Annotated in this window: 22 protein-coding genes and 2 pseudogenes; 18 read left to right on the forward strand and 6 right to left on the reverse strand. The window is 59.5% G+C overall.

Annotated elements, in window-relative coordinates; genetic code table 11:
- Positions 1-14: 14 nt before the first annotated feature.
- The gene (locus NKI50_RS26980; RefSeq protein ID WP_023721821.1) at positions 15-764 is read left to right on the forward strand and encodes a ribonuclease activity regulator RraA; all 750 of its coding nucleotides are present in this window, start codon (positions 15-17) and stop codon (positions 762-764) included.
- A gap of 458 nt (positions 765-1,222) precedes the next feature.
- On the opposite strand, the gene NKI50_RS26985 is transcribed toward NKI50_RS26980, so the two are convergent.
- On the reverse strand, positions 1,223-2,125 hold the full coding sequence (locus NKI50_RS26985) for a LysR family transcriptional regulator (RefSeq protein WP_023721820.1): 903 nt from the start codon (positions 2,123-2,125) through the stop codon (positions 1,223-1,225).
- Between the two features lie 120 nt (positions 2,126-2,245).
- Here NKI50_RS26985 and NKI50_RS26990 point away from each other — a divergent pair, with 120 nt between their 5' ends.
- Both NKI50_RS26990 and NKI50_RS26995 read left to right on the forward strand, forming a co-directional pair.
- Positions 2,246-3,139 (forward strand): NmrA family NAD(P)-binding protein, encoded by an 894-nt coding sequence (locus tag NKI50_RS26990; protein WP_352483889.1) that lies wholly within the window; start codon positions 2,246-2,248, stop codon positions 3,137-3,139.
- Positions 3,140-3,290: 151 nt separating this feature from the next.
- The gene (locus NKI50_RS26995; RefSeq protein ID WP_051409750.1) at positions 3,291-4,508 is read left to right on the forward strand and encodes an MFS transporter; all 1,218 of its coding nucleotides are present in this window, start codon (positions 3,291-3,293) and stop codon (positions 4,506-4,508) included.
- Between the two features lie 113 nt (positions 4,509-4,621).
- On the opposite strand, the gene NKI50_RS27000 is transcribed toward NKI50_RS26995, so the two are convergent.
- Entirely contained in the window at positions 4,622-5,206 is a 585-nt protein-coding gene (locus tag NKI50_RS27000) for a CGNR zinc finger domain-containing protein (RefSeq protein WP_023721817.1), read from the reverse strand.
- A 128-nt stretch (positions 5,207-5,334) separates the two neighbouring features.
- Between NKI50_RS27000 and NKI50_RS27005 the strand changes: the two genes are divergently transcribed.
- From NKI50_RS27005 to NKI50_RS27025, 5 genes and pseudogenes are all read left to right on the forward strand, one after another.
- A complete protein-coding gene (locus tag NKI50_RS27005; protein WP_245278717.1) occupies positions 5,335-5,721 on the forward strand; it encodes an alpha/beta fold hydrolase in 387 nt (128 codons plus the stop codon).
- 201 nt (positions 5,722-5,922) lie between these two features.
- Positions 5,923-6,223, forward strand: a pseudogene (locus tag NKI50_RS27010) (DUF1236 domain-containing protein).
- Positions 6,224-6,377: 154 nt separating this feature from the next.
- Positions 6,378-6,581: a CsbD family protein gene (locus NKI50_RS27015; RefSeq protein WP_031194857.1), complete on the forward strand. Its 204-nt coding sequence runs from the start codon at positions 6,378-6,380 to the stop codon at positions 6,579-6,581.
- A 200-nt stretch (positions 6,582-6,781) separates the two neighbouring features.
- Entirely contained in the window at positions 6,782-7,012 is a 231-nt protein-coding gene (locus NKI50_RS27020) for a hypothetical protein (protein ID WP_352496536.1), read from the forward strand.
- A gap of 84 nt (positions 7,013-7,096) precedes the next feature.
- Positions 7,097-7,255: a KTSC domain-containing protein gene (locus tag NKI50_RS27025; protein ID WP_023721813.1), complete on the forward strand. Its 159-nt coding sequence runs from the start codon at positions 7,097-7,099 to the stop codon at positions 7,253-7,255.
- 38 nt (positions 7,256-7,293) lie between these two features.
- Here the strand turns inward: NKI50_RS27025 and NKI50_RS27030 are convergent, their stop codons facing one another.
- Positions 7,294-7,716, reverse strand: a complete 423-nt coding sequence (locus NKI50_RS27030) for a YidB family protein (protein WP_352718099.1) — start codon at positions 7,714-7,716, stop codon at positions 7,294-7,296.
- Between the two features lie 861 nt (positions 7,717-8,577).
- On the opposite strand from NKI50_RS27030, the gene NKI50_RS27035 reads away from it, so the two are divergent.
- Together NKI50_RS27035 and NKI50_RS30600 are read left to right on the forward strand one after the other, a co-directional pair.
- Positions 8,578-9,138 carry a DUF1003 domain-containing protein gene (locus NKI50_RS27035; RefSeq protein WP_352718101.1) on the forward strand — a complete coding sequence of 187 codons (561 nt, stop codon included), beginning with the start codon at positions 8,578-8,580 and terminating at the stop codon, positions 9,136-9,138.
- A 315-nt stretch (positions 9,139-9,453) separates the two neighbouring features.
- Positions 9,454-9,723 (forward strand): DUF736 family protein, encoded by a 270-nt coding sequence (locus NKI50_RS30600; RefSeq protein WP_084643003.1) that lies wholly within the window; start codon positions 9,454-9,456, stop codon positions 9,721-9,723.
- Here NKI50_RS30600 and NKI50_RS27045 read toward each other — a convergent pair.
- Positions 9,713-10,243 carry a Ros/MucR family transcriptional regulator gene (locus NKI50_RS27045; protein ID WP_352718103.1) on the reverse strand — a complete coding sequence of 177 codons (531 nt, stop codon included), beginning with the start codon at positions 10,241-10,243 and terminating at the stop codon, positions 9,713-9,715. The genes NKI50_RS30600 and NKI50_RS27045 overlap by 11 nt on opposite strands.
- Before the next feature lie 563 nt (positions 10,244-10,806).
- Here NKI50_RS27045 and NKI50_RS27050 point away from each other — a divergent pair.
- The 6 genes and pseudogenes from NKI50_RS27050 to NKI50_RS27075 form a co-directional block, all read left to right on the forward strand.
- Positions 10,807-11,058: pseudogene (locus tag NKI50_RS27050) on the forward strand (DUF2285 domain-containing protein); the annotation flags it as partial.
- A 336-nt stretch (positions 11,059-11,394) separates the two neighbouring features.
- Positions 11,395-12,381 (forward strand): methyltransferase, encoded by a 987-nt coding sequence (locus NKI50_RS27055; protein WP_352549511.1) that lies wholly within the window; start codon positions 11,395-11,397, stop codon positions 12,379-12,381.
- Positions 12,382-12,789: 408 nt separating this feature from the next.
- Positions 12,790-13,167: a VanZ family protein gene (locus NKI50_RS27060; protein WP_245278716.1), complete on the forward strand. Its 378-nt coding sequence runs from the start codon at positions 12,790-12,792 to the stop codon at positions 13,165-13,167.
- 144 nt (positions 13,168-13,311) lie between these two features.
- Complete coding sequence (locus tag NKI50_RS27065; RefSeq protein WP_023721803.1) at positions 13,312-13,677, forward strand: hypothetical protein; 366 nt, start codon at positions 13,312-13,314, stop codon at positions 13,675-13,677.
- 591 nt (positions 13,678-14,268) lie between these two features.
- Complete coding sequence (locus NKI50_RS27070) at positions 14,269-14,985, forward strand: pentapeptide repeat-containing protein (protein WP_352496628.1); 717 nt, start codon at positions 14,269-14,271, stop codon at positions 14,983-14,985.
- A gap of 170 nt (positions 14,986-15,155) precedes the next feature.
- A complete protein-coding gene (locus NKI50_RS27075) occupies positions 15,156-16,463 on the forward strand; it encodes an NRAMP family divalent metal transporter (RefSeq protein ID WP_352496629.1) in 1,308 nt (435 codons plus the stop codon).
- Here NKI50_RS27075 and NKI50_RS27080 read toward each other — a convergent pair.
- Positions 16,456-16,896, reverse strand: a complete 441-nt coding sequence (locus NKI50_RS27080) for a hypothetical protein (protein ID WP_198030477.1) — start codon at positions 16,894-16,896, stop codon at positions 16,456-16,458. The genes NKI50_RS27075 and NKI50_RS27080 overlap by 8 nt on opposite strands.
- 299 nt (positions 16,897-17,195) lie before the next feature.
- Complete coding sequence (locus tag NKI50_RS27085) at positions 17,196-18,335, reverse strand: mandelate racemase/muconate lactonizing enzyme family protein (RefSeq protein WP_352496630.1); 1,140 nt, start codon at positions 18,333-18,335, stop codon at positions 17,196-17,198.
- Between the two features lie 135 nt (positions 18,336-18,470).
- On the opposite strand from NKI50_RS27085, the gene NKI50_RS27090 reads away from it, so the two are divergent.
- Positions 18,471-19,106 carry a GntR family transcriptional regulator gene (locus NKI50_RS27090; protein WP_502895979.1) on the forward strand — a complete coding sequence of 212 codons (636 nt, stop codon included), beginning with the start codon at positions 18,471-18,473 and terminating at the stop codon, positions 19,104-19,106.
- Between the two features lie 107 nt (positions 19,107-19,213).
- Positions 19,214-20,452, forward strand: a complete 1,239-nt coding sequence (locus NKI50_RS27095; RefSeq protein WP_352718105.1) for an ABC transporter substrate-binding protein — start codon at positions 19,214-19,216, stop codon at positions 20,450-20,452.
- Positions 20,453-20,530 lie beyond the last annotated feature (78 nt).

The following is a 20,530-nucleotide window of genomic DNA, read 5'->3' on the forward strand; positions in this document are numbered from 1 at the left end:
ATCCGGAGTCGACAATGACGCATACTTCCGACATCACGCGGCCGCCTAAAGACCTGATCGACGCGCTGAGGGAGATCGGCGCCGCGACGGTTGCCGGCACGCTTGGCCAAATGGGCTTCCGCAATCCGCACATGGTCGGTCCGGTGGCGCAAAACCATGGGAAGTCGATCGTCGGGCCGGCATTGACGCTGCAGTTCCTGCCGCAGCGGCCGGACCTGTTCACCGAGGGAGAATATGCCGATCCGGAGACCCAACTTCACCGGCACGTGCTCTACCACGCGCAGGAGGGCGATGTGGTCGTGGTCGACGCGCGCGGCGACATGAGCTCGGGTGTCTTTGGCGATATGATGTCGACTTATTTCAAGGGCAGGGGCGGGGCGGGTATCGTCATCGACGGGTGCATGCGCGACCGGCCCAATGTCGAAAAGCTCGATCTACCCCTATGGCTGCGCGGCTGGACGCCAAACTATCATGTGCAGACCAGCATCTATCCCAATGCCGTCAACGTTCCGATTGCCTGCGGCGGTGTCACGGTGATCCCCGGCGACATCATCGTCGCTGACGACGACGGCGTGGTGGTGCTTCCCGTCGTGATGGCCCCGAAGGTGATCGAAGAATCACAGAAGCATCACGATTGGGAGGAGTTTTCGCGAGCCAAGCTCATGGAGGGGGGCCCATTGCAACGCTACTATCCGCTGCATGACGATGCCCGCGGGGAGTACGAGGAGTGGCGCAAAGCAAATCGCTTGGAAAACCCGAGTTAGCGCATCAACTACCTCGTGGCGGGGCCGGGGAGTCGAGTTTCGTCGTCGGGCGCCCACTGCACTGCACTGAACGATCGAGACGGTCCGGCTCCCGCCATCTCGTGCGGGCACCAAGCGTTACACCATGCGGACCTCCAATGGCTAACCGGAAGCCTCATCAGCGCCTAGAAGCTGACGTAGCACCGGGCGTTCGGCAGCCGAGTTCCGCGACGATCGACGCCATTGGCGAAGGCGTGACGAAGCTTGTACGGGCTGCTGCAGAGTAACCTCATGTATCGCCAAGACACGCCAGGAGGCGGCTGCTGATCCTTCTCGCAGCGCGGATCACCTAGTCTCTAGGCGCGTCGAAACGCTTTTTCGGCGTCCGCCGGTACGAGGCACGATCAGCCTAGTCTAGTTCGAAAGAGCTCCTGAAGGCGACAAACGGCGGCAGGCTTAACAGAAAATCAGATGTCGGTTCAATTTCGCTCGCTGTCCCCAATGACTAGGTTCTGAACCAGGAAGTCGATGAAGACGCGCATCTTGGCAAGTGGAAGCCGGGTCGCTGGCCACACCACATGAATCGGGATCGGCGGTTGTTCGAACGCTGCCAGGATAACCTCAACCGCCCCGTCGTCTACCAGGTCTCTTACTTGCCAGAGTGGTACCCGACCGATGCCCAACCCCGCAGCGACCGCCGCATGGCTTGCGGCGGCATTGTCGACGTGAAATCGCGCACCCACATTGACGCTCAGCTGCTTGCCGGCTTCCAGGAATTGCCATTTTCCAGCATCGCGGTCGGTGTTGCGGAAGATGCACTGATGGTTCGCTAGCTCCTTCGGATGTTGTGGCCGCCCGTACGTGGCGAAATACGACGGAGCGCCGAAAATGACGAGACGCATCGCTCCAAGGCGCCGGGCCTTGAGATCGTAGTCGCGGAGTTCCCCGATGCGAACAGCAAGGTCGAGTTCATCTTCAATGAGATCGACGAATCGGTCCGACAGTTTGAGGTCGACCTCGATCCTCGGATAGCGCTCCATGAAGCGGGCCACGACGGGTACCAGGTAAGTAGGGCCGAAGAGCACCGGCGCTCCTACTCTTAGGAGTCCGAAAGGTTCGGCACTGCGCTTGCCGGCTTCGGCCTTTGCTTCGACAATCTCAGACAGTGCCGGTTTCACCCGTCGATAAAAGTCGTGGCCTGCCTCAGTCGTTTGCGTGTTGTGGGTGGTTCGGCGGACCAATTCGACGCCGACGCTGGTTTCAAGCGCGGCAAGCGACCGGCTGACAGATTGCAAGGAGCGGCTGAGGTGCCGCGCCGCGGCTGAGAGATTGCCGCGCTCCACGACAGCGAGAAACGCCTCAATGTCTCGAAATCCGCCCATGATGATCTCTCAAATTTAGAGAGACCATATCACATTTTCCGCGCCTACCATCCGAAAAGCGGAACTCGATATTTCACTCGATGGGGCAGGGACGCCACCTCGCTACGAAAGGAAGAACTCATGTCAGAACCCAAGAAACGAACTGTTCTGGTTGTCGGTGCGTCCGGCCGCAGCGGCGGCTTCGTCGCGGCCGAGCTTGCCCGGCGGGGCATAGCGGTGAGGGCGTTGGTCCGCAGTGAGTACGCTGCTGCGACGGCACGCGCGAGCGGAGCGACCGAAATTGCTTCAGGTGACCTTCGAGATCCGGAGAGCCTAAAGGCAGCGCTGAGAAACGTCGACGGAGTCTATCATGTCGGACCGCCGTTCGTGGCCGATGAAGCGGACCTAGGCATAACCATGGTCAAGGCCGCAAAGCGTGCCGGTATCCGCAAGTTCGTTTTCTCTTCAGTTATCCACCCGGCGAACGGACTTGCAAACCACGCAAGCAAGCTGCCCGTTGAGCAGGCCATTCTCCGCGCGAATTTGGATTACACCATCCTCTATCCGGCGACGCTGTTTCAGAACATGGCAGCTGCTTGGAAAGGCGTGGTGGAAACCGGCGTCTTTGCCGAGCCGTTTGCGAAAACGGCGCGCCTGGCGCGTGTCGACTACCGCGACGTCGCCGAAGTGGCGGCCGAGGCCCTGACGTCCGACCGGCTCGCCTACGGCTCTTTCGAGCTTGCGGCAGAAAGTATGCACGATCGCGTTGAAATTGCGGGGATGATGAGCGTCGCCCTTGGCCGGCCCGTGGAGGCAGCCGAGGTGACGTTCGAGCAATGGACCGCTGTCGCGAAGCCGCCCTTCCGGGGGGAGCAGCTTGCTCAGCTCGAACGGGTATTTCAGTCCTATTCCGACTTCGGTTCCGCCGGAAACAGCCTGACCTTGCGTGCCATCCTCGGACGCCAGCCCCGCACGTTGCATCAGTTTTTCGAGGAACTTGCTGCAGCGTCGCGCGGGGCGGCCGCGGCCGCCTGATCTCATCGACGCCTTCGGCCATTTTCTCGCAAAGAGGGTATCTCCGATGTCGGTCTCCCAATTGATCTTCCAACTCGTGCCACGGCGCAGACACGGAACGTCATCTCTCGATTACCCTGGCAGAAGCAATGCCTCTGCCACCGAGGGCCGCTTGGTCCCAGTTTTCACCGCCGCCATCGCCGCAATCGTATTGAGCCTCTATGCCTCTCAACCGTTGCTCGGCTTGATTGGGACTACATTCGAGGTTGGTCCGGAAATGGCGGGGTTGGTTCCGACCGTCACACTGCTTGGTTACGCAGCCGGACTGATCTTCCTGGTCCCGCTCATCGATCTGATGGAGAACCGTTGGCTTATCGGGCTGACACTTGTCCTCATGGTGCTTTCGCTGATTGCCAGCGCGCTTGCCCCAACGGCGGCACTTTTTCTTGTCGCCTCGACCTCCGTCGGCATCACCTCCACGGTCGCGCAGATGCTCGTTCCGGTCATCGCGAGACTGGCGGCGGAAAAAGATCGGGGCCGCATCGTGGGCACGGTGCAGAGCGGCATCGTGGTGGGCGTCCTCCTGTCGCGCCCGTCCGCAAGCCTGGCTGCCGAGTTTCTTGGATGGCGTGCATTCTATGGTATCATGGCCGTATTGGTTGCTGTGCTCGGCCTGATCCTTGCGCGCGTTGTCAAGGCTCATCGCCCGGCGACCGGTCTTCAGTACGGCGCTCTCATCGGATCGCTTTGGAAGCTGATCCGTGAAGAGCCATTGCTGCGCCGTCGCGTGCTTTATCAGTTCCTGCTGATGGCTGCCTTCAATATTTTCTGGACGGCGGTCGCCCTGAGGCTTGCTGAGCCACCATTCGGGCTCGACCAGATTGGCATTGCAGCCTTCGCACTGGTCGGCATACCCGCTGCGTTGATTGCGCCTTTCACGGGCCGGATCGCCGATCGAGGCTGGTCAGATGGCGCAACGCGATTTGCACACCTGTCGGCTTTCATCGGCGTCGTGCTCATCGGATTGCCAACTTCCGGCGGCTGGGGTCTCTGGGAGGCGGATCGCTTCCCCTGGCTGTCGCTCGCGGCGTTGGCCATTGGGGCGGTTCTGCTTAATCTCGGTACTGTCGCCGACCAGGTGCTCGGCCGCATCGCCATCAACACAGTCCGACCGGAGGCGCGCGGACGCATGAATGCGCTTTTCACCGGGTTGTTCTTCTTGGGTGGGTCGGCCGGCTCCAGTCTCGCTGGAGTATGCTGGGCCCAGGCCGGCTGGGCAGGCATCAGCGGTGCAAGCTTGGTCTTTGCCTTTGCTGCACTGATCGCCAGCTCTGCGAACTGGCATCCGGGGACACCTTCGGTGCCGGGGGAAACCTCAACAAACCTGTAACAAACGAATAGTCAGCTCGCGCCGAGCTCGCCGGTGGCACAACGACGCGCCATGATGTTTGAATCCGGAGCCCACAATATGCGACGAATGAGGCCATGGCGCGGGATGCGTTGTCATCTTACCTCGTACGATGCCACTTGGCCCCGATGGCGGGCTACCTTTTCGCGATTCCCGCAAACCCGCATATTGCACCAGCGACGTTTTCCGCCCCGTGAGATGTCTACGAAGAGCCACCCACATCGTGGGCACACGCGGAGCCTTGCGCGGGGTAGCGTAAAAAACGCCTCGATGGACAAGAACGCAAGGAATGCGGTCACCAAGGCTGGGTCTTCCCATTGATCAGACGCCAGAGCGAGCCGTGTCCCATCCCACGCGACTTGCTGGGCTCCCAACCTGTTTGCGGCGCGTGAGCATAAAAGACCAAGCGGTTGCGAGGGAGGCTCCAGATTTGAGGCGATCGCGTCGAAGAGCGCGTATGACGATTCCCGTATGTCACGAACTTCGTGGAGGAAGTGCCGATCCCGTATCTCGGCAACGGCCACTGCTTCCTGTTCGTCTGCCAACCCCGCGGCGAGCAACCACGTCCCGATATCGCGAGGGGAGTTGAAGAGTTCATTGTGCAGGGGCGGGTTTCGCCGGTCATACACGGCGTTCGAAAGGTCGAGGGCGGCGTGGCCGCCTATGAAGTGCTCTGGCACCCAGGCCGTGGGATCGCGCGACAGGGAACTTAACCTTTAATATTCCGTTACATGGTTACAAAACGTAACCGGATTGACCGATTTATCAGGTTTCTTCGCTCGCTGCAAACCAAAGACGGAAAACGGCCATGCTGAACGTTCATAAAGCCAAGCATCATACGGTCGAAGTGGACGGGGTGAACTTGTTCGATCGCGAGGCGGGGCGGCGCGATGCGCCCGGTGTCCTGCTGCTCCACGGCCAGCCCAGCTCATCGTACAGCTTCCGCGACGTCATCAACCCGCTGGCGGAAGTGGCACGGGTCGTCGCGCCCGATCTGCCCGGGTTCAGCTTCACGGAGGCGCCAGAAGACTATCCGTATACGTTGGAGGCCCTGGCGCAGACGATCGACCCGCTCAAGTCATGTGTATGTCGGGCCGGCGACGCTTCGTGCGCAGCAGCTGCCCTACATCCACACCGACGCCGACAAGCTCAGCTGGCGAAAAGAGGTGGGCGACAAGCTCGATCCAAAGGCTGACCCGCTGGCGGAGAAGCGAAAGGCGTTCTGGGACCGCATCGGCACCATGCCCCCGGCCCAAGAGATCAGCGAGCTTGAGGCCCTTGGATATGGCCCAGGCGAGGAGCGCTCCAACAAGTCCTTCTGCCCGTTTAGGTAAGTAGCCTCGCACGGAAGCATCAAGCACCGTAGCGGAAGGTTGCCTCGCTGGAGGATTGCTATATGGGAAAGCAACTTTTATCTGCTGCCACAGGAATCTTTCTATTCGTAGGTATCGGAACCGCCGCCGCTCAGGACGTCATCATTCAGCCTGAGCAAGACATGGTGATCCGGGAATATGTAAAGAAGAAGCCGATAGCATCCCTGAGCCTTCCCTGTGCTGAGCTCAACATTGGCACCGCTCTGCCCGACACAGTCAGAGCTTTACGAAGTGCCGGACGTTCAGTACCGCTATGTAGTTGCCGAGGGACGAACCGTCCTGGTTGATCCAGGTACCCGCAAAACTTTTAAGATCTACGACTGATTTTCTACCTGAAGCCCGCCGTGCCGAAAAGGTGCGGCGGGCTTTTTGCGTTCAGCCGATCCAAGCAACTGATCGGGAAGCCTTTCGTTTCGTAGAACCAAAACCGGTGACAATCGTTTCGTAACTATGGCGATCCCGCCTGATGGAGAAAACCATGGACTGGAACCGCGTGGAAGGAAACTGGAAGCAGGTCAAAGGCAAAGTTAAAGAACAGTGGGGCAAGCTCACTGATGACGATCTCGATCTAATTGCCGGAAAGCGTGACCAGCTCGAAGGCAAAATTCAGGAACGCTACGGCATCGAAAAGGACAGGGTCCGATCCGACGTCGATGACTGGTACAGCCGCCAATCATGGTAGCGGACGATGCGCCCGCCGCCGGCATACGGCGGCGGGCAGCCTCACGGAACGCGCGAGATGCCGCGTTTGGTTCCAAAGTCGCCAGGAGCTATGTCGGGTTCTTCATGCTTACTGCCATCAATACTTCCGGTACTCCGGCAAGCGACGAGGTCGATAGCTTCGTCATCCTGCCACCTTCAGGGGCTCGGTCCGAAGCGGTGTTGCGCGAGGTCGAAGCATTCCTGAAGGCCTGCTTCCCGGAATATGATTTTCTTGCAAACGGCTGCGGCACGCCGTTCGACGATGACTACCAAATCGTGCCAATCCGTTGCGTTTGCGGCGAGGAGCCGGGCACGTTGCGCTTGCTCGACTTTCCTGACCCGTCCATCATGATGGGCATCGCTGCCGCTCTGAAAAGTTTCAGGCCAGGGCAGCCGCCGGCGCTGAACTAGAGGGACGGTCGCGCCGCCGGGCTTCCTTTGCGCCCCGCCATCAAAGACGAGGAACGCGACGGCTTTTCCGCTCGTTGATCCTTTATGCCCTCTACCTCGATTCGCAAAACGGAGTACGATCCCGAGCGGAAGGTACTTTCGGTGTGGTTCGTGGCCAGCGGCAAGCGGTACGAGTTTGAGGGTGTTCCGCCAGAGACCTTTGCGGCATTCAAAGCCGCGTTCGCGAAGGGCCGCGAGCGATAGCGACCCGGGATGACCTGACATGTCGTGGCGAGGTGGCGCTAAGTGCGACCAGTCCTTGGGACCTCGTCCAGGAGACTTGGACCTTTGCTCGGTGGCAACTGGCCGTCGGGAGTGAGCTTGTCCACTGCGTCAGGGAGTTCTCTTGTGAGCCGATCGAGAAGCTCGTCATGGGACAATCCGGTCTGCTCGGCCAGATCGTTCAACGTTTGCGGGTCGATTGCTTTTTCAACCTGCTCCCGCTGAACGGGTCGGTTTGATCCTTTACTTACCCACGAATCAACCTGGTCGCCGGCACCTGCATTCCTGAGGCCGTCCAGGATGTCGCCGAGGCCGCCGGGCGAGCCGGCACTATTGGGATCTGTCGATCTCTTTCCCGCGATCAGCTCGCCGATCTTGTCCTTGTTCTTGTAGGCAAGCAGGCCAAGCAACGCTATGGCGACCTTTCCTATGTCAAGGCTCATTTGTCGTCTCCTTCATCCAAAAGGGACAAGGCATGCGGCTCTGAAAGGTTCCGCCGGGTCGGATCTCCCACCGGAATTCCGGGCCAGCCTCGCACATGTTGTATATTAGCATCTGCGGAACTTTCGGCCCTTTCGCGTGTTGGTGCCTGTACTCCGGCCAGACAGCAAATTGTGATCAGCTGTTGGTTGCACTTGGCCCGTCGGCTTCGGTCGGCGGGCTTTTGTTGTCTTGGGCAGAACCCCCGCCTGCGACGATGGTTCGATCAAGCAGCACCGTGCCGCCAGCCGCATAACGGTTCGTTAGGCATGTTGAGGCGGTGATGGGACTATCTCCAAACGTTCCATCGACCGTCTTCCAAGCGCTCGGTAGGCGGGCAGGCATGCATCATCTCCCAATGGGTGTCGCCCTCGCCATTTCGCTTGCATTCGGTATAGTCGTGACGGCGGTTGCCGGGAAGGATCAGTCGGAAGGCTGCAGCACGTGGTGCTCATCGGTCCTGGGCGATGTTCCCATGAGGGGCACGCGTCACGATGTAGAGGCGGAACCGGACATCGGGCACTCCGAGCCCTAAACAGAGGGCCGTAGCACCCCCTGGACGACCGCGGTGCGCTGAGCCTCGATGCCCAGTCCCGAGCGGCCTTACCGCCGCGTGGAGACACCACTGCGCTCGGCAACTTGACCTCCCCAAGGGTGCGCAAACTGCAAACCACCGTTTGGTGGCGCCAAGCGTCTAAGACCCCGGGCCCCGGTAAAAAGCGGAGCCAATGATTAGATGGCTCTAGTCGGGAACAAAGTCGAATATCCATGATTTTGTACGTTGCCCTGAGTGGCAGTACCGATAGCTATCCAACGGGTGTTCCATGGATTCTCCAACGTTGCCTCCGCCACCTCCGACTGAACTCAGCCAAACACTGATACGCAATATCCAAGCGATTGAGGAGCGCCGGGCGAAGGAAGCAAGCGATGCAACTTTGGAAGAGAAAATCGCTGAGGCGATTACTTCTTTTACGGGCAGTATGCGTTTCGTGTACCTTCACTTGGCCGTGTATGGCGGCTGGATCGTCTTGAACTTGGGCTGGATACCGATCACTCCGCCATTTGATCCGACATTCGTGATATTGGCTATGGTAGCTTCCGTCGAGGCCATATTCCTCTCGACCTTTGTACTGATCAGCCAAAACCGGATGTCAGTTGCCGCAGATAAACGGGCGGATCTGGACCTTCAGGTGAGCCTGCTAACGGAGCACGAACTCACAAAGCTTACTGAACTTGTCGATTCAATTGCGGATCGGTTGAGTGTAAAACCAGCCTTAAGCGATATAGAAGTCGGCGAGATTAAGAGAGACATTGCGCCAGAAGCAGTACTGGACGAGATCGAATCGAAGCAGCGGGAGACTGCGAAGAAGCTGGACCAGCGCTGAAGGTGGTGACGAAGGTCACTGATGTGTCTCCCTCTAGCTCATGGATCGACGTCTCCTTCCGGCGCGCCCTGGTCTTCAGCCAGAAGATTGCTTCAGTGACGGCCCTCGACCTTCACCGCTCGCCTTGCGGTATAGGTTCTCGGCGACCCGTGCGTCGGCCTTGATGGCGCCGCTCTCGAGCTTATGGGCATAGGTCGCCTTAAACCTGCTCGTCTGTGGCGAGCACGCAGGCAATGTCGCCCGTGCTAAGCCCGAAGCCGGCCAGCGCCTCCACCCTACCCGCGAGGTTCATCTGAGCGGGCCGGAAGCAGGTCAATCAGAACGAGCGCGTCGGCACCGCATGGAAGACGTCGCGAAAGCCGCGAATATCACTCGGTCAAGCTCGACGATCCAAGCTTTCCTGCTCCGATTTATGCAAGCGTGGTCGATACCCAGACAAAAAACGAGTTCTCGCTCATCATTTTCCCGCCGCGCCGCAGAGTGATCCGCCCCAACACGGAGCCCCGTCGCAAAAGGCGGGCTTCGCCACGTTCAGGTACGACACTGCTTGGAGCTCCTTATCGGGTGCAGCACGCTACGCTTTGACGAGTGCCTTGCGCGCCTTCTTCACCGGCGACTTGACGGCCGTTGCGGTTGTTGTCGCCGCCGCGGCGCGAGCAGCTCGTTTTGGTTTTTCTGCCGCTGCTGGTGCGGGCGCCGCCTTGCGCCCGAGCCCAATTGATTTCGCAAGAGCCGAGCGGGTGGCTGCGTAGTTCGGCGCCACAATCGGATAGTCGGACGGCAGGCTCCATTTCTGGCGGTACGCGTCGGGCGTTAAATTGTAATGAACTCCGATGTGCCTCTTGAGGGATTTGAACTTCTTCCCGTCTTCCAGGCAGATGATGAAATCAGGTGACACTGATTTCTTGATCGACACCGCCGGCTCCAGCTTGACTGCGGCCGGAACGACAGGCGTGCCGATCCCTTGCAAAGCAACATAGGTGTCCCCAATCAGCTTCGACAACTCGCCGACCGGCAAGGGATTGTTCGACACGTAGGCGGAAACGATGTCGGCCGTAATTGATGTGAGATCAGCCTGGTTGTTTCGGTCCGGAGAAACGTTCATCGAGTTTTCCTCTTGTCTAATGGCACGCGTTGAAACGGATGAGCTGTTTATTTCGGAATCAGGCAAACAATTCGTCGTTTCCGCCAACAAACCTCATTCGTTGCAAATATCAACCGGCACGCTTCGCTTTCATCAGCTCCAGACAAGGTTGGGAGGCGCTCGAGGTCGGCAGCCTGCTGATGAAGCAATGCAACAGCAGCTTATTCGGCGGGGTCGAGGTCCGACACAATGCCACCGATCGGCAGCGGCAGGAACGAGGCCCAGATCACTGGGCCCGCTGTCTGAGAAGTGCCAGGTCAGCGTCCCATTGACGTCGAAGGCTACAGCCGGACCGGTCTGCGCGACACGCGCATGAGCCCGCGGAAGCAGCGGCGATGATATCGCCGAACTCTCGCGCCCTCGGCATCGCCAGGCAGACATCCCCGGCTGTTCGGGTGCCTCGGCGCTTCAGAACGGCCATCCAGCATCCGGAGTTGGTGCGCAATCTGATCGTGATTACGATAGCGTTCTGGCGAGCTTTTCTCGCTTGACGCTTTGCCACGGGTGCGTTTTTCTCTTGGGCCATGCTCAAGCCCTTGCTAGACACCGACGTTGCCGACGAGGCGCCTGGCTACGACGAAGAGCACCTGCTTACCTTTATCCGCCTGCTTGATGCTTCTGACGAAGGGGCCGATTGGAGGGAAGTTTCTAGGATCGTTCTGCACGTGGATTCGGACAAGGAGCCGGAGCGGGCCTTCACAGCCTGGCAGACGCATCTAGCGCGCGCGCACTGGATGACCATCAACGGCTATCGATATCTTCTTTCCGGTGGCGCGCTGCGAAGCCAGGATCTGGTGAAAGTCACCGCGATGAAGATCGGAATGGTATGGACGGCTCGTTTGAACGGCATTTTGAAGTCCCAAATTTCAGTAGCTAAGCAGCGGCGCGGGTATGATCTTTCACAAACCCGCGCACCGGGTACAGCCCAACCCAATTCCACGCCACTGGCGTGGTGCAATGCCTGATAGACCGGTCGTGCTGTAGAGTGCGGCGTGTTTTTCACGGTCGGTCGCACAACTCTTCAGCTTGGATAGGTGAGGACAGCGCCGCCTCGGTCCAATCCGATCTTCCGAGCCTCAAACTCGGTCCTGGATTGCGCAAGGAGATGTGGCATGGTTGGTTCTGATCGGATCGACAAACTGATCGCAGCGGTGCCCGCGGCCTTGGCGCTTCGCGCCGGGCTGGACCTCGGCATCTTCACCCGGCTCGGGAGCAGCGCGGTGACCGCTGACGGCCTTGGGGCCGCGCTCCAAGTCGAGCCCGATCGTCTGTCGCGGCTCCTCTACGCGCTCGCCAGCATTGGTCTTCTCGAAGTCAACGATGGTCAATTTCGCAACGGAGCCGAAGCGTCAGCCTTCCTCGACGCGTCCAAGCCAACCTATCGCGGCGGCGATCATGCCCTCCTGCGGGAGCTCTGGGGAGCCGACTTGCTGACGGCAGAGTCGCTGCGACAGAACCGGCCGGCTGCGCTGCACGACTTCTCCGAAGCGCGGGCCGAGGCCGCGGCGGCTTTCAGCCGCAGGCTCGCACCGGGCGGGGTGATTTTCGGCCGACATTTGGCCCGGAAGATGGACCTCTCGGCGATCAGTTCGGTGATCGACATCGGCGGGGGCTCCGGGACCATTCTTGTCGGACTTCGGGAGCGGTGGCCGCAGATTGCGGCGACGCTGATGGAGCTCCCAACGGTCGCAGCGGTCGCGCCAGCGATCCTGTCAGAATACGGTGCAGACGACGTGGTCGTCGAAGAGGGGGACATAACTGTCGCTCCATCGATCGGTCGGCACGATCTGGCGATCCTGAAGGCCGTCGTCCAGGTGCCTCCGCCGGACCAGGCGCGCAGTTCGATCCTGAACGCGGCACGTTGCCTCACACCCGGAGGCGAGATCGCAATTGCGGGGTGGGGTGTCGTCGATGACGACCGCCTCGGCCCGCCTGAGGGTGTCTTTCTGAATGTCACTTTCTTGAACCTCTATCGCCACGGCGAATCGTACACTGAAGGTCAGTATCGCGCGTGGATGACCGAGGCTGGATTCCGGGATATTTCGAGGTCGCGCCTGGCGGACGGCTCCACGCTCTTTCGTGCGCGCCTCACGGGCTGACCGTGGCTGAATCGTTGATTTTCGGACGCAGGGATCTCCGAGGCGCCCCGCGACTTGATTGCGGTTGCGGCTGTCTTGTCGCTGCTGCCGCCCGAGCAGCTCGTTTTGGTTTTTCCGCTGCAGCTCTTGCTGGCGCGGCCGCCGTTGGTGAACAACCGGGTGGCCGGTTCGGTACGCGCAGCAAACTCCCCCTCCGATTGCTGCATTGGTCGGTGGCACCGATCGCAGCCCGCTTCTGACGCCCGCCCTGATACTGCCGTATTAAACGCAGAAGCCTACCGAGATTCCAATTTACCTTTTTCCCAGCCATCTGCGGCAATGGACTCTGTTCCCCAATGTGCCGCCACGTGCGGATGGCTATGTTCGAAGTAGCGGCGTCCTAGGTTCGGATAAAAGGAGTGGCCTGATTTGTTGCGTGCGAGACCTTTTCCCATCGTGGCAAGGATTGCTTTTCTGGTCACACTGGCCGGTGTCCTCGTGCTCGCGCTCTCACCGGTGTGGCTTTTGCAGAATTTTGGTTTCGGGTTCACCTCTCACGATGACAAGCTCAATCACGCCGCAGCGTTCGTCGTGTTGACGGCTATCGGCAGTCTTGGTTGGCCAGAGCACAGAGCAAGGCTGATAGTTTTTCTCGCCCTTACTGGCGGCGCGATCGAGATACTGCAGGGCATGCAAATAATAAGTCGCGACATGGATATCTTCGACTGGTTTGCCGATTGTGTCGGCATCGCGTGCGGGCTCGCGATTGCAAGCTGGACAAAGAAATTAGCTGACGGCTTCTCCTAGAGGTCGCATCCTGGCAAGTACGGGCTGGCCGCGTAAAGTACTTGCGCGGTGAATAGGATTTGCGGCACGCTTCGCTAAAGGATTTCCGCGAGGAGAATGGGATGGCCGTAGCTAAGAAGGACTCGGAGTCCCGGAACTAGACGCATGAAATACGTCATCGCCTCGCTGTTCGGCGCCTTGCTGCTGTTCGGTTTCATCGCGTTGGCTGGCGCTGGCCACGGGTGGATCGCGGGCGCGTTGAGTTGCCTGCCATTAGCTGCGGTCTCGTTTGCCGCTTGGCTCAACGCACTGCGCACTATACCTTCACTCCATATCGCTAACGGATTGCTTGTTACCGCATGCGTCGTGCTCGTAGGTACGGCGTATGGAACGCTATCAGAAGGCGCACGGTACTTCCTTGATTATTGGCACCTGCAAGGTCCCCTGGCCGGGCCGGTTATCGCCCTCATCTATTTCAACTGGGTCTTCGCTTGCGGGCTCACGTGGTGGCGTCGCCGCGCAGAGACTTAGCTTTGCATCGCCCTCCCGGGAACCCGCTAGAGAGGACCGACGAGCAAGAAGACCATCGCTCGGCAATCGCAAGCTCCGCTTCCGTCCTCGCCTCTCTTTCTGGGTCCATATTGTCGGCGGCGATGAGCCGTCGCGGGGATTGCATGATTTCGCCTCGCGTCCATCCGGCCCAAGCAGGCAACCTACGATGGCTTGGAATCCCGGCCCCATGGCCTCCTGGCAGTATCTCGCGATCGGCACGCCGTGTCGTCTTGGCGGCGTGATCATCCTCGCTCCCTAGAGATACGCTTAGCCGGCACGCTACTCGATGATCTTCACAACCACGTTTTCACGGCTTGCTTCTGCGCGCGCGTAGTCGATGCTAGCGTTATAGTCCGCTTTCGGGCTGGCGATTCTTTCAGGGCGCTCTGCTGGACCGGCGATGATATGGGGAGGCGCTCGCAAATCGCGCCCCACGCGCGGGTTGATCGGTTGATCAACATCAAATCGTGAATATGAGAAATGCGCTAACTGTGACCGCGGTGGTCACCGTGGCTCGTGTGTCAGCAGATGTAAGGTTGAGTGTCGGCGAGTAGCAGAGGTCCAGCAACAATGACTTTGAGGCGAATCAGAGCTTACGGCGCATCCGGCTTGGTTCTAGCGCTTTGCACTGTGTTTGCTTGGCAGAACGCCACTGCCGCTCAAAATTGCGACGCAGCCGCGACGCCTGGCGTCAATTGGCGCGAGTGTGACAAGAAGCTTCTCATCCTAGAAGGACAGGACCTGAGCGGGGCGAACCTGTTCGGTGTTGATTTCACTTCGACCGACCTCAGGAACAGCAATCTCGTTGCCGCAAATCTTGAGAAGGCAACGCTTGTGCGTGCTTCCCTGGCCGACTCGACCGCCAAAGGCGCCCGGTTCGACAGAATCGAGGCCTACAGGACCGACTTCAGCCGTATGGACGCGCAGGGCGCTGTGTTTGCGAGCGCGGAAATGCAGCGCTCGAATTTCCAGGACGCCAATCTGACCAATGTTGATTTCACAAAGGCAGAATTGGGGCGTGCGCAGTTCCATGACGCCGATATCAGCGGCAGCCGCTTCTCGTTTGCCAATCTCGCACGGGCGGACTTCCGAGGAGCGACGTTCACCGCGCCGGTAGACTTTGACCGCGCTTTTTTGTTTCTGACCCGTATCGAGGGCCTCGACCTTTCCAATTCGGTGGGTCTGTCCCAGTGGCAGCTCAACATGGCTTGCGGAGACGCCCGGACCGAGTTGACTTCTGGCTTGACGAGGCCTGAAGATTGGCCCTGTCAATTCCAGCAGGAATAGTTGTCGCAAACGAACTGCGGCAATGCTGCACCCGACAGGATTCGAACCTGTAACTTCTGCCTTCGGAGGGCGGAGATCCTCCGCCAAAGTGGCACGTTTCTACGGTATTGGTATTGGCGAAATCGCGGCAGCTACTGGTGCTGCTGGCTTTGCTCTGTGGACCCGACGCAATGGATGAGCTGGCGGCTTCCAAGAAAAATCGACCGAGTTCATCTGTCTCTCCCGTGAAGAAGACGATCCTCCGCAGACTGGGGCCGGGCCTCATCACTGGCGCGTCGGACGATGATCCATCCGGGATCGGCACCTATAGCCAGGCGGGGGCCCAACTCGGGTTCGCAATCGGATGGACGATGCTGCTGACCTATCCTCTGATGGTCGCGATTCAGGAAATCAGTGCGCGCATCGGAAGGACCACCGGCCACGGCATCGCAGGCAATCTATGCCGCCACTATCCGAATTGGCTTCTACAGTCCATCGTAACTCTTCTGTTCATCGCAAATACCGTCAACATCGGCGCCGATCTCAGCGCCATGGCCGATGCGACGAAGCTTCTAATCGGCGGCCCGACCGTTCTCTATGTCGTCCTGTTCGCAGCCATTTGCGTAATTGGAATCGTTTTCGTGAACTACGATCGCTACGCGCTCATCTTGAAATGGATGACGTTGAGCCTGTTCTCGTATGTCGCTGTCGTGTTTGCTGTGCAAGTTCCCTGGGCCGAAGCACTGGGTGGCGTGCTGGTCCCGCGAATTGTCTGGAGCAACGAGTTCTTCACTACGCTTCTCGCTATCTTCGGCACGACGATTTCGCCCTATCTCTTCTTCTGGCAGGCGTCAGAGGAGGCCGAAGAGGTCCACGCAAATCATCGCAGAAAATCGTTGTTGAGGGCTCCACGTCAGGCGGTCGACGCGTTCTCGCGAATACGCGCCGACACTCTCATAGGCATGGCATTCTCCAACGTCATCGCGCTGGCGATCATCTTCGCGACCGCGGCGACCTTGAACAAAGCCGGCATCACCGACGTCGAGACATCCGCTCAGGCGGCCGAGGCGCTGCGGCCGATCGTCGGCGATTTTGCCTTTGCTATCTTCGCTTTCGGCATCGTCGGGACAGGGTTGCTGGCGGTACCAATCCTGGCCGGCGCGGCGGCTTACGCCATTGGCGAGGCGAGACGATGGCCCGTGGGGTTGTCGCGCAGACCTGGGGAGGCTGTGGCGTTTTACAGCACTCTTGCCGCGGCCACGGGGCTCGGAGCAGCGATCACGTTCGGTCCAATCGATCCGATCAAGGCGCTGTATTGGACAGCCGTCGTCAACGGTGTCGTCGCCGTTCCGGTCATGACGGTCATGATGATAATGACAGCCCAGCCAAAGGTCATGGGCGACTTCACCGTCAAGGGCTGGCTGCGCTGGCTGGGATGGGCCTCCACGATCGCTATGGCGATGTGCATGGTCGGAATGCTCATGAGCTGGTTCATGTGACAGCCAATTGATCACCCGCCGCAGTTCGTATGGCGGTGGAAACCAGGCCGGAAGCTATCTTCGACACTCTATCAAGGTCTCGACGCCCTAGACTATCGCGCTGCCGAAACCGCAGGCTCGAGGCCGAGCCGTCCCACAACAGCTTCAACCGGCATTGGTTGCGGGTTGTCGCCGATTGCTGGACGTTACCTCGAAACGCGCGGGTGCTCTTCAGATCGGGGCGGTCGAGGCGCCGAAGGCTCAGATGACCGATGCCGACGTCGGGATTGCGGCAGACCACACGGACGAGAAACTGGGCTCGAACTCGGTTAACCAGCCGCGACCGCGGCGAGGAGCGTCCGGCGGGCTTGGCGAGGACGCCGAACGCGGCGGAAGACCAGCGGGTCGGCGCAGTATTGAGGTCGCACACGTTCAGTTCCTTCTTGAGAAACATAATTCCAGCACCGAGGAACCCGATCCCGGACCCGCGCGGCAGGACGATGCCCAAATTAATTGGCAGCCTGTTCGATCGAAATCATGGAATGTTCCTGAGAAGACAGCCCTGCGAACTCGCTCACGCCGGGTTCTCGAGGTCGAATTGCTTCGACGGCTCGTCGTAGCCGAACAACTCCGCGTAGCGCCCCAGGAGATGATCGCGCGCATCGTGTCGGCACGTTCTTCGGACATGTGGTCTTCGAGGTGGCGTGAATTGTGCCATGCATCGCCAACTCCCAAGCTGGCTCGGTCATTCACTCACTTGCCAGGGAGGCGTGCATTTTCTGGCGCGGTACCCAGTTCCGACCGTATCAGGCGCCTTGGTCTCATCCATTCGCCGCGCGCTCTTTCGGACAGTACCAATCCATGGCCAGGTCGATCGGGCGCATAGACGTAGCCGTCCCGGATTTCGATGGGCTGTTCCACCAGATGATCGAAGTTCTGAAACGAATATTCCAGCCATTCGACTTCCGGCAGCGCGACCGCCATGTGCACGCCGATCTCCAGAAAGGTGTTGCCGATGCTGACCGGGATGCCGAGCTCGGCGGCCAGCCAACCAATGTGCATAACATCGGTGACTTGACCGTGGACATTCAGGATGTCGGCTGCGTGGGCTTCCAGAAGAAGCCGTTTGCCTTGAAGATCCAGATACTCGCCGCTGTTGATCTGAGTCCATGTCATTGCCTGCCTGAGCATTCTCAATCCTTCGTGGTCGTGACGCAGGATTGGATCCTCGACCCAGAGAAGATCGTGGCCGGCATCGCGGATCGCCACCAATTTCATTAGCGCTTCCTTCGAGGTCCACGCCTCGTTCGGGTCGATCATGATTTCCGAGCCTGCCGGCACGCAGGTTTTCAACAGCTCCAGGCGCCGCAGATCGCGATCGAAATCCGGGTGGCCGACCTTGATCTTGAAAGCGGAATAGCCAAGCGACGCCGCGTGGGAAAACAAGGAGACGAAAGCATCGTCGTCGAGGTGAAAATCGAGGCCACTGGCGTAGGCTTTCACACGGTTGCGACGACTGCCGAGCAGCACGTGAAGGGGTAGGCCAGCTTCCTTTGCCGCAAGATCCCAAAGCGCCACCTGGATCGCTTCATGAAAAGGCAGGGAGTACGCCCGCTGATTGCCACCGCGCGGGCGGTTCACACGATGAACCAGCGCGATCGCCTTATGTCCTTTCAGCCCCGGCCAAACCTCGTTTTCGAAAACGGTCTCGATCTCAGTCTGGTCGGGCAGGGGATTGAAGAGCGTCTGGATGAAGCCCAGTCCCACTTCACCACTTTTCGAAACGAGTTCCAGCGCAGCGACGTTTACATCGTCGGCTCGAACCTGACTGTCCCCGATTACCCGGTCGCGGGCGAACTGAAATCGGGTTATACGAAAATGCGAAAGGCTCATCACAGGGGCTTTCTGATCGTTTAGTATAACGCACTGATCTATCAGCTAAGATGTCTCAGTACCGAATCAATGGAGGTGCCGCAAGTGGCGGGCAAAGCAAAAGCCATCTCTCATACCCTGGTGGCGGCCACCCGTATGAGCGATGTTGCCTACGAACGAATTCTGGAACGCTTGTTCGACAGGCGCGTTCCGGTCGGGGCATTCGTTTCGCAGAGCGAACTGTCCGCGATCGTTGACGTGCCCGTCGCTCCGCTTCGTGACGCTCTGCGCAAGCTCGAGGCGGAAGGAATTCTCACCATCCATCCACGCTCCGGAATCCAGTTCATAAAACCTGGCATGGAGCTCACGCGCGCCACCTACCAATTCCGCGCCATCATAGAGCGATCGGCAATTCGCGTCTTTGCCGAGCAGGGCGATGAAGCCGTCATGAATGCCTTGGAAATGCGGCACTCCCGGCTGGTCCGGCGCATCGAACGGGAGGGTGTGGGAAAGGAGCAACTGGAGGAGATGGATGCGCTGGAGGGAGAGCTGCATGGCGCAATCATCGGCGCGCTGCGCAATCCCTTGATCGATAGCACCTATCGGCGCATGCACAATTATCTACGTCTGTTGCGGCTGGACAGCAAACTCACCTCGCCAATCATGATCCGGACACTGAAGGAACACCTCGACATCCTTGAGGCTTGCAGCACCAGGAATGCCGACGCTGCCGAAGCAAAGCTGCAGTCCCATTTCCAGGCGGCCATGCAGCGGAACCTTGGTCTGGTCTGACACGTCGTTGCTTGCCTCTCCGGCGCGGTTGCACGGCTTGGGAAATGATGTTACCCAACACTCCAACTGATCGATCAGTCTGCTGATCTGATATCTTGGAGGTTCGCATGCGGTTGAACAAATGGCAGTTTCTCGTGGGTTCGGCGGCCCTCGCGATGGCAGGGCGCATTGGTGGTGCCCGTGCCGCGAGTGCCATCAGTTACTGGCACCACTTCACCAGTCAGTCGGAAATGGCCAGCTTACTCAAGATCATCGGATTGTTTCAGGCGGCCAATGCAGATGTGGCGGTGACCCAGGAAAACATCCCGAACTCGGAATATATGGCCAAGGTTTCATCGGCCGTGCTGGCCGGCGGGCGTCCCGATACCGCCATGGTGATTGCCGAGCGCTTCGCCGATCTTACCGCGATGGAGGGATTGATCGATCTTACCGAGCGCGTGAATGGGTGGGAGGGCAAGGCGAACTTTCCCGACAATCGCTGGACCGGGCTTTCCAGCAATGGCGCCATTTATGCGGTTCCCGCCTTCGCCTTCGTTGACTGGATGTACTACCGCGCAGACTATTTCGAGGAAGCTGGACTGACGGGGCCACCCCGAAATTTCGACGAATTCCTTCAGGCATCCCGCAAACTGACCAATCCTTCGAAGGGCAGGTATGCCTTCGGCATGCGCGCCGGCGCCGGCGGTTTCAAATATGTCATCGATGTCATGGAGGCGTTCGGCTCGCCGATCGTCAAGGATGGGCAGCCGGCCATCGACAGGGCCGCGGCGATCGAGGCGATAACGTTCTATTCCGATCTCTTCCTGAAGGAAAAGGTCGTGCCGCCGAGCGCGCCCCACGACAGCTACCGTCAGATCATGGAAGCCTTCCGCACCGGGCAGACTGCGATGGTGTGGCATCATACCGGTTCGCTGAACGAAATCTCGAGTGCGATGAAGCAGGGTGAACAATTCTCGACCGCGCCGATGCCGGCCGGTCCGAAGGCGCATGTCGCTCGCGTCGCGTACGCCGGCAACGGCGTCATGAAGGAAGACAATATCGAGGCTGCCTGGCGGTGGGTGAGTTTCTGGGGCCAAACGGACGCTGCCCTGGCCCTGCTCGAGGGGACCGGCTATTTTCCGGCCTCCGCCGCTGCGCTGCAGGATCAGCGGATCACCGGCAATCCGATCTATAATGCGGCGACGGAAACGCTCAAGTTCGGACGCCTGCCGAACAATTTCGTCGGCGCCGCGGGCTGGTCCGAAAATGTCGTCAATCCCGCTTTCCAGTCGGTGCTGACGGGTCAGTCGACGCCGGAACAGGCAGTAGACCGCATGATCCAGGGCCTGGAGGCGGCGCTCCGCTGATCCCCGGACGTGCAGCCGTGCTCAGAACGCAACGGGACGGTGCTTTCGCATCGCAGATTCATGATAATAAGCTCGAGC

The organism is Mesorhizobium sp. M0563 (genome assembly GCF_040321065.1).
Taxonomy (GTDB): domain Bacteria; phylum Pseudomonadota; class Alphaproteobacteria; order Rhizobiales; family Rhizobiaceae; genus Mesorhizobium.

Coding starts and splice junctions, on each gene's coding strand:
- NKI50_RS27055 (WP_352549511.1), top strand. CDS start 11,395: ATGGTTGGTTCTGATCGGATCGACAAACTGATCGCAGCGGTGCCCGCG.
- NKI50_RS27070 (WP_352496628.1), top strand. CDS start 14,269: ATGACTTTGAGGCGAATCAGAGCTTACGGCGCATCCGGCTTGGTTCTA.
- NKI50_RS27085 (WP_352496630.1), bottom strand. CDS start 18,335: ATGAGCCTTTCGCATTTTCGTATAACCCGATTTCAGTTCGCCCGCGAC.
- NKI50_RS27045 (WP_352718103.1), bottom strand. CDS start 10,243: ATGAACGTTTCTCCGGACCGAAACAACCAGGCTGATCTCACATCAATT.
- NKI50_RS26980 (WP_023721821.1), top strand. CDS start 15: ATGACGCATACTTCCGACATCACGCGGCCGCCTAAAGACCTGATCGAC.
- NKI50_RS27080 (WP_198030477.1), bottom strand. CDS start 16,896: ATGTTTCTCAAGAAGGAACTGAACGTGTGCGACCTCAATACTGCGCCG.
- NKI50_RS27015 (WP_031194857.1), top strand. CDS start 6,378: ATGGACTGGAACCGCGTGGAAGGAAACTGGAAGCAGGTCAAAGGCAAA.
- NKI50_RS26990 (WP_352483889.1), top strand. CDS start 2,246: ATGTCAGAACCCAAGAAACGAACTGTTCTGGTTGTCGGTGCGTCCGGC.
- NKI50_RS27065 (WP_023721803.1), top strand. CDS start 13,312: ATGAAATACGTCATCGCCTCGCTGTTCGGCGCCTTGCTGCTGTTCGGT.
- NKI50_RS27035 (WP_352718101.1), top strand. CDS start 8,578: ATGGATTCTCCAACGTTGCCTCCGCCACCTCCGACTGAACTCAGCCAA.
- NKI50_RS27095 (WP_352718105.1), top strand. CDS start 19,214: ATGCGGTTGAACAAATGGCAGTTTCTCGTGGGTTCGGCGGCCCTCGCG.
- NKI50_RS27005 (WP_245278717.1), top strand. CDS start 5,335: ATGCTGAACGTTCATAAAGCCAAGCATCATACGGTCGAAGTGGACGGG.
- NKI50_RS27030 (WP_352718099.1), bottom strand. CDS start 7,716: ATGAGCCTTGACATAGGAAAGGTCGCCATAGCGTTGCTTGGCCTGCTT.
- NKI50_RS26985 (WP_023721820.1), bottom strand. CDS start 2,125: ATGGGCGGATTTCGAGACATTGAGGCGTTTCTCGCTGTCGTGGAGCGC.
- NKI50_RS27025 (WP_023721813.1), top strand. CDS start 7,097: ATGCCCTCTACCTCGATTCGCAAAACGGAGTACGATCCCGAGCGGAAG.
- NKI50_RS27090 (WP_502895979.1), top strand. CDS start 18,471: ATGAGCGATGTTGCCTACGAACGAATTCTGGAACGCTTGTTCGACAGG.
- NKI50_RS27075 (WP_352496629.1), top strand. CDS start 15,156: ATGGATGAGCTGGCGGCTTCCAAGAAAAATCGACCGAGTTCATCTGTC.